Source organism: Streptomyces sp. NPDC127084 (assembly GCF_042724175.1).
Lineage (GTDB): Bacteria > Actinomycetota > Actinomycetes > Streptomycetales > Streptomycetaceae > Streptomyces.
This window is the reverse complement of the sequence record NZ_JBHXFA010000437.1, coordinates 1-1,026: the sequence shown is the minus strand read 5'-3', so window position 1 is coordinate 1,026 and position 1,026 is coordinate 1. Positions and strand designations below refer to the sequence as shown.

2 protein-coding genes are annotated in these 1,026 nt (G+C 64.9%); both read right to left on the bottom strand.

The features are described from left to right. Window positions 1–645 (bottom strand): polyketide synthase (locus ACFWI9_RS34815; RefSeq protein WP_387169437.1); only part of this gene is annotated, 645 nt, incomplete at its 3' end. Further along, window positions 645–1,026: acyl carrier protein (locus ACFWI9_RS34810; protein ID WP_387169434.1), on the bottom strand; the 382-nt coding region annotated here is incomplete at its 5' end. The genes ACFWI9_RS34815 and ACFWI9_RS34810, both read right to left, overlap by 1 nt.

The following is a 1,026-nucleotide window of genomic DNA, read 5'->3' as shown; positions in this document are numbered from 1 at the left end:
GTAGGATGAGCACGCTGTGTCGACCTTCAGACTGGGCCCACGCAGGTCGAGCAGGTACGACAGACGATTGGAAATGATGCAGTTCGTTCCGCCGACCACGGTGTACGTATCGATCCCGCCGGCGTCCTCCAGCTGGAGCTGAAGATAGTCCGAAGCGTTGGCACCCACGAAGACACCGGTCTGGCTGGTCTGGAGCATCTCCCGGGTCAACCCGGCGTCCTCAAGCGCTTCCCAGGCCACTTCGAGGAAGTGCCGCTGCTGCGGATCCATCCGGGCCGCCTCGCGCGGCGATATGCCGAAGAAGTACGGGTCGAACTGGTCGACACCGTCAATGAAACCGCCGTACGCGGGAGGGGCCCCGTCGCCGACCGACATGCTGCTCGTCCGACGGAGGTCCCAACGATCCTGCGGGACCTCCCCAATGGTGTCGACGCCTTCCGCGACCACTTTCCAAAAGGCGTCCGGCGACGTCACGCCCCCCGGTAACCGGCATCCCATGCCGACGATGGCGATGGCCTCCCGCTTCGCCCGCTCCAGCACGTCGATCTTGTCGCGCAACTGCCGGACGGCCGTGAGAGCTTTGGCGATGGTGGTGTTCGTGGCGGCTGTGGCCGCGTTCGGATCAGGGCCGGACATGCCGCTCATCAGATGGTCTCCATCCGTTCGTTGAGCTCGGCGAGTTCACGTTCGAGGAGTTCTTCAGGGCTCTCGGCCGATGAGGGCACCCCACCGCCGCCGTCTCCCGTTGGTACGGCCATGGGCGCCTGGACCGTTGCGACGTCGTCGTCGAGCTCCAGCCCCAGCTTCTCGGCCAGGAACGGGACGATGTCGTGAATCGTCGGGTAGTTCCAGATCAGCGTGGCCGAGAGCCGGATTCCGAATACACTCTCAAGCCGGTTGCGCAGTTCCAGGGACATGAGGGAGTCGATCCCGAGGGACTTCAGCGGGCGATCCGGGTCGAACCGGCGTGCGGGCACTTTAACCACCAGGGCGACCTTATCCCCTACCGCCGAATCCAGAGCCGCG